Origin of the sequence: Streptomyces sp. NPDC058877 (assembly GCF_042742855.1) — a bacterium.
Classification (GTDB): Bacteria; Actinomycetota; Actinomycetes; order Streptomycetales; family Streptomycetaceae; genus Streptomyces.
Map to the genome: position 1 here is coordinate 1 of NZ_JBHYMF010000260.1, position 8,351 is coordinate 8,351.

3 protein-coding genes and 4 pseudogenes are annotated in these 8,351 nt (G+C 72.0%); 6 read left to right on the forward strand and 1 reads right to left on the reverse strand.

Annotated features, from left to right (window positions below; all coding sequences use genetic code 11):
* Window positions 1–98: 98 nt before the first annotated feature.
* Both ACFW2Y_RS33065 and ACFW2Y_RS33070 read left to right on the forward strand, forming a co-directional pair.
* Window positions 99–998, forward strand: a complete 900-nt coding sequence (locus ACFW2Y_RS33065) for a universal stress protein (RefSeq protein WP_384886600.1) — start codon at window positions 99–101, stop codon at window positions 996–998.
* A 68-nt stretch (window positions 999–1,066) separates the two neighbouring features.
* Window positions 1,067–1,227, forward strand: a pseudogene (locus ACFW2Y_RS33070) (zinc-dependent alcohol dehydrogenase); the annotation flags it as partial.
* A 925-nt stretch (window positions 1,228–2,152) separates the two neighbouring features.
* On the opposite strand, the pseudogene ACFW2Y_RS33075 reads toward ACFW2Y_RS33070, so the two are convergent.
* Window positions 2,153–2,991, reverse strand: a pseudogene (locus ACFW2Y_RS33075) (IS5 family transposase).
* 241 nt (window positions 2,992–3,232) lie between these two features.
* Here ACFW2Y_RS33075 and ACFW2Y_RS33080 point away from each other — a divergent pair.
* From ACFW2Y_RS33080 to ACFW2Y_RS33095, 4 genes and pseudogenes are all read left to right on the forward strand, one after another.
* A pseudogene (locus ACFW2Y_RS33080) lies at window positions 3,233–3,406 on the forward strand (alpha/beta hydrolase); the annotation flags it as partial.
* Window positions 3,403–4,653 (forward strand): annotated as a pseudogene (locus ACFW2Y_RS33085) (PP2C family protein-serine/threonine phosphatase); the annotation flags it as partial. The pseudogenes ACFW2Y_RS33080 and ACFW2Y_RS33085, both read left to right, overlap by 4 nt.
* 581 nt (window positions 4,654–5,234) lie before the next feature.
* Window positions 5,235–6,449, forward strand: coding sequence for an MFS transporter (locus ACFW2Y_RS33090; protein WP_384886603.1), 1,215 nt, complete (start codon window positions 5,235–5,237; stop codon window positions 6,447–6,449).
* Window positions 6,446–8,275, forward strand: a complete 1,830-nt coding sequence (locus tag ACFW2Y_RS33095; RefSeq protein WP_384886606.1) for a prolyl oligopeptidase family serine peptidase — start codon at window positions 6,446–6,448, stop codon at window positions 8,273–8,275. The genes ACFW2Y_RS33090 and ACFW2Y_RS33095 overlap by 4 nt, the downstream gene beginning before the upstream one ends.
* The last annotated feature ends 76 nt before the right edge of the window (window positions 8,276–8,351 follow it).

Below are 8,351 nucleotides of genomic sequence, written 5' to 3' on the forward strand. Positions count from 1 at the left end.
GCTGGGGCCGACCGGCCCCAGCGAGGGACCGATGGCCCCTCCGCCGAGAACCTGCCGAACGCGATGCTGGAGCCGGAACACCCGACCCAGGAGGAGACATGGCCCGCACGATCACCGTAGGAATCGACGGATCTGCCGAGAGCCGGGCCGCCGCGGAATGGGCGGCGCGTGAGGCGAAACTGCGTGAACTGCCGGTTCGGCTGGTCCAGGTGTGGGAGCCGGTGCCGGAGCCGATGGCTCAGGCACCGCTCCTGGGAGCGGAGACCCACCAGCACTGGACCGAGCGGATCCCCCGCGAGGCCGCCGAGGGGCTGAGGCTGCGTCACCCGGGCGTCGACGTGAGCACCGAGCAGCGTACCGGGACGCCGGCCGAGGTCCTCGTGGAAGCCGCCCGTGACGCGGAGTTGCTGGTACTCGGGTCCCGGGCGCTGAGCGGGCTCGGCGGTTTCCTGGTGGGTTCCGTCGGACAGGCCGTGATCGCCCGGACGGAGGCGCCCGTGGTCCTGGTGCGCGTCGGGCGACAGGCCGCCGACGAGCACATCACGGACCCTGCCGGCGTTCCGTCCGCCGCCACCGCGTTCCGGCCCGTCGTCCTTGGCCTCGACAACCCCGACGACACCGTCATCGCCTTCGCTTTCGAGGAGGCGCAGCGCCGGAAGACCGCCCTGTACGCGGTCCGGGCCTGGGACACGTCGCCCTATGCCGTCTACACCGTCGGTTCGGGCTTCGAGCACCACGAGGAGTTCTCCCGCCAGAGGGCGGACGCACTCGCCGAGAGCCTGCGTTCCTGGCGGCAGAAGTACCCGGACGTCGAGGTCGTCGAGGCGTCCCGCCCGGGCAGCGCCGCCGCCCTACTGATCGACGCCTCCCGCGACGCCTCCCTCGTCGTCGTGGGCCGACGCGTACGCCGCAACCCCTTCGGCTCGCACATCGGCCCCGTCACCCACGCGGTGCTCCACCACGCCACCGCACCCGTCGCCGTCATCGCCCATGGCTGAAGCGCGCCGCGACGAAGGGTCCCGGCCGGGCCGAATGCGCCCGGCCGGCGCCGGAAGGTGTCAGCGCCGTCGGCGCCGGCGCGCACGGCACCGTCCAGGTGCCGATCTCCGACACCGTGTTCGAGGGCACCCGGTGATCGGCTCCCCCGTCGGCACCGGCCAGAACCTTGCAGGGCTCTTCCAGCTCCACGCGGCCGGCCGGGCGAGGGCTGTCCAGGGAACACGTCCGTCGTGGTCGAACGGCCAACGGCCTCGCGGAGCGGATTACCGAGACCGTTACCGGTGTCCTCCGAGCGGGAGGGCCGATGGTCGGGACACTGCCCGTCCTGGCCGTGACCGCTCGGTTCTCCTGCGACTCCGGTGTGCCAGTGGGCGCGGGACGCCGGCACGGCACGGGACGCCGGCACAAGGACGCCGGTCACTTCCTGCGGCGGCACCGTGAGGAACTGGACCGGAATCCCATGCGGTCTGCGGCAGCGGCCCGCTCGACGCCACGGGAGCTGAGCGGTGCTGCCGTCCGTGGCCTATGCCGGAAAGGACCGTTCACCGCTGACGGCGGGCCGTCGTTCGACCTGTCGCGGAGCCATGACGCAGGGCAGTCCCGGCAAGGGGTGGCCGGCCTTGGACGATGATGGCCGACGTGTTGGTCGACACGGCCGCACTCGGGCCACCCGCCGTCACCGGGTCTCGGGACGGGGACCATCGGTCCGATATCGCAGAACTCCTGACGGCACAGCAGGGCGTCCCGGACGACGAGGATTCTGCGCGTTCTCACACGTGGTGCCCGATCCGACCGGCAGTGTGATGAGGACGTGCGTTGCCCGGCCTTCGCCGCTGTGAGGGCCGGTACAGGTCGTGAAGCCGGTGTGGCGACCACCGAGCAGCCCCGGACGGTGATCGCTCGCCCCGAGTCCGCCTGCGGCGCGCATGGCCCGTGTGTCGGCCCGTCGAATTCCGTGCGGGGCGGGAGCGCGACGGCTGAGAATACGACTGTCAGGCCCAAGGGGGCGCCACGTGAACGGGAGATCTGTGGAGTTCCGCTTCGCGGGCGGCCCGTTCCGCTGCGGCCGGGCCGCCCGGCTTCCGGCGCCGCCACGGCCTCATCACACCGGGCCTGAGAGGGCGTTTGATCTAGGCGGATTGCCGCTTATGCCCTAGTAGGTTCCTCGCCAGGTTGGTGTGGTCTCGTCCGTTATACGCTTGCTGAGGTTGTCGATAGAGGCGATGTGGATCATGGCTTCGGAGCTGGCGGTGAGGGTCTCGTAGTCGCGGGCCAGACGGCGGTGCATCATGATCCATCAGATGCTCCGCTCTACCACCCAGCGTCTTTTCACGACGTGGAAGCCGCGTTTTTCCGGGTTGCGGTTGACGACTTCGACGTCGATTCCGAGGTGGGCGCCGTGCTCGATGACGGCGTTCTTGAAGCCGGTTTCGACCCAGCTTTTCGCAAGGGTCGGTTAGGCCGCTTTCGCCTGGTCGAGGAGGCGTATTCCCATGGCGTTCTCGGAGAGGCCGGCGCTGGCGACGGTCACGGCGAGGATGGGGCCGATCGTGTCGGTGAGGATGCCCCGTTTCCGTCCGACGATCTTCTTTGCGGCGTCGGTTCCCTGGCTGGTCAGGGGCACGTTGGTGGAGGTCTTGACGCTCTGGGTGTCGATGACCGAGGCGGTCGGCTCGGCTTTGTGGCCTTCCTTGACGCGGGCGAGAGCGGTCAGGCCGTAGTTGAGTTGGGCGAAGACTCCCTCGTCGCGCCAGGCTGCGTAGTAGGCGTAGACGGTGCCGTGGCTGGGGAAGTCGTGCGGGAGGTATTTCCAGGGGATTCCCGTGCGGTTGATGTAGAGGATCGCGTTGAACACGTCCCGTAACTCGACCTTGGCGGCTGTCCTGTGGGCCGGCGTTCGAGCCGGGCGTTCCGCCAGGCCGTCAACGTAGGCTCTATCAGGGCCCATCGGGCGTCGGACAGGTCGCTGGGGTACGGCTTGCGCTCGCTCACGGCACAGCGTGTGCATGGCCGCGCCCGGAGGGTGTGGTTCCGCTATCCGTCCGGCGATTCTGGGGCGTCTTCAAACCAGACGGACTTCGAGACACGGAAACGAACGAGACGGGCAGGCGGGTCCGTGATCCGGGTAGGAATGTACGCCTCCTACCGGGCGGAGGCGCCCAAACTGGGGCATGGGCGAAGCTCGCATACCGGAAGAACGCTACGTGAACGCCTACTGAAAACGACCTCTGAGGTCGCCCAGTGCTCCAGCAACGATCTCGCGCCGCCCGAGGTGAGGGCGTTCGTCCATGCGCACGTGCCGGGGAGCCAGCTGGTCACATTGAACGCGACCGGACACTGCCCTCGGCTCGCCGCCCCGCAGGAAACCGCGGCGGCGATCGCCTCGTTCGCGGGGGCCGTGGGGTGACGGGCCCGACCCGTGACGGCGGCGAAGGCCGCGCCCCGGGCCGGGAGGGCGAGGGGCCGGCGGACGAGGAGGCCCGGATCCTGCGGGAGGAGGACGTTGAGGATCTGTACGAGCACGCTCCCTGCGGATAGCTGTCCACCCGGCTGGACGGGCGGATCGTCAAGATCAACGGCACACTGCTGGACTGGCTCGGCTACGAGCGCGGTGACCTGGTGGACCGCGGGCGCTTCGCCGACCTGCTGACCGTCGGCGGTCGCCTCTACCACGAGACGCATTTCGCCCCGCTGCTGCGGATGCAGGGCGAGATCAGCGGCAGCGCCCTGGAACTGAACGCAGCGGACGGCACCCGGGTGCCCGTCCTGGTCTCCTCGACGGTCAAGAGGGGCGGCGACGGGCGGCCACTGCTGTTCCGTACCAGCGTCTTCCACGCCCGCGGCCGCCGTGCCTACGAGGTGGAGCTGCTGCGCGCCTGTGAGGAGGCCGACCGGGAACGCGACCGTCTGAAGGTCCTGAACACCACTCTCCAGAACACCCTTCTTCCGCCGACGCTGGCGGACGTGCCCGGCCTGGAGGTGGCCGCCCACTACCACATCGCCTCCGCCGACGAGGTCGCAGGCGACTTCTACGACCTCTTCCCACTGCCCGCCAACACCTGGGGCCTGTTCCTGGGCGATGCGTGTGGCAAGGGGGCGGCGGCCGCCGCCTTCACCTCCCGTGCCCGCTACGCCCTGCGTGCCGCGGCTGTGTACGACCCCGGCCCGGTCGCCGTCCTCGGCAACCTGAACGCGGTTCTGTACCAGGACTCCGACGATGCCGACCCCCGCTTCTGCACGGTCGTCTTCGGTCTCCTGACCCCCGGCCCGGACCGGGGCGGCGTCGATGTCACCCTGGCCGGCGGCGGGCACCCGCCGGCGCTGCTGCTGGGCGCGGACGGCTCGGCCGACTCCCTACCCACCCCCGGCGGGCAGCTCATCGGGGTCGTCCCCGACGCCGACATCGCCACCACCACGGTCCAGCTGCCCCCCGGGGACACTCTGCTCCCGCACACCGACGGGCTGACCGAAGCCCACACCACCGCGAAAAGCCGCTACGGCGACGACGCCCTGCTCGACTTCGGCCGCGCTCTCGCCCCGACCACCGCGTCCGGCGTCATCAGCGCGGTTCGCGGCCTCGTCGCCACCTTCGGTTCCGGTGTCGACGACGACACCGCCGTCCTCGCGATCCATCTGCCCCGAACCGCCGGCGAAGGCGTCCGGGGAGCGGGCCGCCTGGGCAATGCCGAGCCGCACCCCACCGGCCCGTGCACCACCCGCTCCGTCTCGGTGCCGACCGGGGTCCCGCCGCGCAAACGGAAGGGGACTCCGTTACTCCGTGAGGCGCGGGCGCCCCGCCCGCGGTGGACGCCGCGGGCGGGTACGGACCCCCGCGCGGCGGCGGCCAGGGGCATCCGGCCAGGCACGATCACCCGCGGGAGCAGCGGCCAGTGCCCGCCGGGACGTGCCGGCGGACGACCGCAGCGCGGCCCGCCGCTCACGCGCTCGCGCCCGTTCCGGAATTTCCGGCCGGGCGATGCGGCACGGCAGCACCAGGCACCTGTCACCGGGCATTTGCGGGGCTTTTCTTGATCGAAAACGCCATTCCAGGGACGGTATTGTGCCACGAGAATCCCTTCGCTACGATCGCAACCCTCACCGGCCGTAAGTCCGCTCATTACAGGGGGCGATGTGGGTGCGTCAGCGTCAGAATTACTCCCCGAGCGGGATTCTTGATGGGCGAGGTCGAGGGGAAATCCGCGTCTTCCGGCCCTGAATTATCAGAAGACGAGCGATTGTCGAAAGACTCGCCTTCTTCTCCTTTCCGAAGACGGGATTTCTCGCTCTTCTGGGCGGCGGGCGCCATCGACGGTCTCGGGACCTGTGCGTCGTCGCTCTTCCTTCCGCTGATCCTCCTGGGTGCCGGATACTCGTCCGGGCTCGCCGGCCTCGTCGCCTCGGTGGCCCTGGTCAGCGGGCTCGTCGTCTCGCCGATCGCGGGCGTGTTCGCCGACCGGTTGCCGCGCAAGCCGATGATGTACACGGCGGCCCTGGTCGCCGCGGGCGCCACGGGCACGGTGTTCGTGACGGTGGCACTCGGCCATGTCGTCCTCGCCCACATCCTCGTCGCGGCCGTTGTCGAGCAGGCGGCGAGCGCCACCTACGGGGCGGCCGCCTCCGGGATGATCCGGCGGCTCGTGCCTCCCGAGGAGTACCCCCGGGCGATTGGGTACCTCCAGGCGCGGGACCAGGCGGTGCAGATCGTCGGGCCGACGCTGGGCGGTGTGCTCTACCAGATGGCGCGGTGGGTGCCGCTGCTCGCGGACGCGGTGTCGTTCCTGCTGGTGGCCGTGCTGAGCCGGGCGATCCGCGCGGACCTGACGCCCGAACGGGAGGGGCCTGCGGCGTCCTTCACCCGTGAGCTCGCTGAGGGCCTGCGCTTCGTGTGGGCGGAGCCGTTCCTGCGCTTCGTGGTCGTGTGGACGGCCGGGATCAACGCCCTGCTGGGAGCGCTGTACTTCCACGCGGTCTTCGCCTCGCACGCCGAGGGCGCGAGCCCTTCCTCGATCGGTCTCATCCTCACCCTCGCGGGCGTCGGCGGGCTGCTGGGCGCGCTCGCCGCGCCGTGGCTGGTGCGGCGGGTGCCGGCCACCCGGATCGTCACGGGCGCCTCGTGGGCCATGGTGCCGACGGCGGCCGGGCTCGGCTTCGCCTCCCAGACCTGGGCCTACGGGCTGCTGCTGAGCGGGGTGTCGCTGATCGTGCCGTCGGTGGCGGTCGTGCTCCAGACCCGGGCGGTGCTGGTGACCCCCGACCGTCTGCTGGCCCGGATGGGCACGGTGCTGGGCACCGCAGGACAGGGCGTCGCCGTGCTCGCCCCGGTGCTGGCCGGGGTGCTGGTGGCTGCGTACGGGGGCCGCTCGGTGGCGCTGGGCTGCGCCGGCGCGTTCGCCGGGCTGGCCCTGTACGCGACGGCCAGGTCCGCACTCGTCGTCCGGGAGGCGCCGTGACACCGCCCGCGCCGAGAACAGCGACCCGCACCTACGGCGTCTACCGCCCGGTGCTGCCGGTGACCAGCCCCCGCAACCCGGACCGGATGGTGTACACGGGGGACGCCGACGGCCGGTGCGAGATTTTCACCTGGGACCGGTCCAGCGGCAGCGGACGGCAGTTGACGGACCGTCCGCACGGCACGCTGCTGTGCGACATCGACGGCGACGAGGCCGTGTGGTGGTTCGACGAGGACCGCGGCGGCAGCGGCGCCTGGCGCACCCAGGACTTCGACGGCGGCCCGGACCGTACGGCGCTGGCCGGGGTGCCGGCCGGGCGGCCCGCCGGGCTGGCGCTGACGGAACGCGGCACGGTGGCCGTCGGGATCCGCGGCGCCGAGGGATTCAGCGTGCACCTGGGGCGGCGCGGCGGCAGGGGCACCCCCGTCCTGCGTACGACGGACTCCGCCACCCTGTGCGATCTGGCGCCGGACGGCGGACTGCTGGCGGTGTCCGGGCCCGCGCACTCCGCCCGAGCCGTGACGCTGCTGACCCCGGACGGTGCCACCGCCGCGGTGCTCTCCGGCACCGCGGAACGCACCTGGGCGCTCGGTTTCGCGCCCGCTGCCGCGTCGGCCTCCGGCCTCGGCGGTACGTCCGGCCGCACGCTGCTGCTGGTCATGCGCGAACGGGCCGGCCGCTACCACCTGGGGGTCTGGACCCCGGGCGGCGGACTGGAGCTGCTGCCCTGGTGCTCCTTCGACACCGAGACGACCGCCCGCTGGTACCCCGGCCCGGGGAGTGCGCGGGTCCTGCTGCGACAGGACCGGCACGGCCGCAGCAGGCTGTTCACCGCCGACCTGGACCGCGGTGAGCTGACCCGGGTGCCCACCCCCGAGGGCAGCATCCTGGCCGCGTCGCCCGCCGCCGGCGGCGACGTGCACCTCATCTGGACCGACGCGGTGAACGTGCCCCGCGCGATGTCCCTGTCGGGTGCGTCGCTGCCGGGGCAGAGCGAGTGGCGCCTCCCCCGGTTCGGCCACCGCCGGGACCTGTGGACCCCGGGGCCCGACGGGCCCGTGCACACCTTCGTCACCATGCCCTCGGACCGCCCCGCGCCGCACCCGCTGGTGCTGCTCGTGCACGGCGGCCCGGCCGACCACGACCGCGACGCCTACGACCCGATGGTGCAGGCCCTCGTCGGCTCGGGGTACGCCGTGGCCCGAGTCAACTACCGGGGCTCGACCGGCTACGGGCCACGCTGGCGCTCCGCCTGGTCCGAGGGCGTCGGCCACACGCAGGTCGCCGACCTGGTGCGGGCCCGCGCCGACCTGCTGGACCGGGGCATCGGCCGAGCCGGCGCCGTGGGCCTGTGCGGCACCTCGTGGGGCGGCTATCTGACGCTGCTGGCCATGGGCACCTGCCCCGACCTGTGGGACGTCGGGGTGGCCGTCAAGCCGCTCGCCGACTGCGCCACCGCCTTCCGGCACTCCACGCCCGCCCTCCAGGCGCTGGACACCTCGCTGTTCGGCGGCACTCCGGACGAGGTGCCCGACGCCTACGCGCACGCCTCCCCGTCCTCGTACGCCGCCGCGATCCGCTCCCCGCTGCTGGTCGTCGCCGCGCGGCGGGACGCCAAGTGCCCGCCGGAGCAGATCGAGGCGTACCTGGCCGTGCTGCGCGCGGGCGGTGTCCCCCACGAGGTGATGTGGCTGGACTCGGGCCACGACGGCTACGACGGAGCCGAGCACCTGGCCGTCATACGGAGGTCCCTCCAGTTTCTCGGCGGCGGGCTGCCTTCCGCGCCCGATCAGGCCGAGCCACCCCCACCCTCGGAGAGGAGGTGAACATCATGCAGAAGGACATCATCCACGGAGACCCGCTCGACGGCGACGAGGAGAGCCGAAAGCCCGGCGTCGGCGT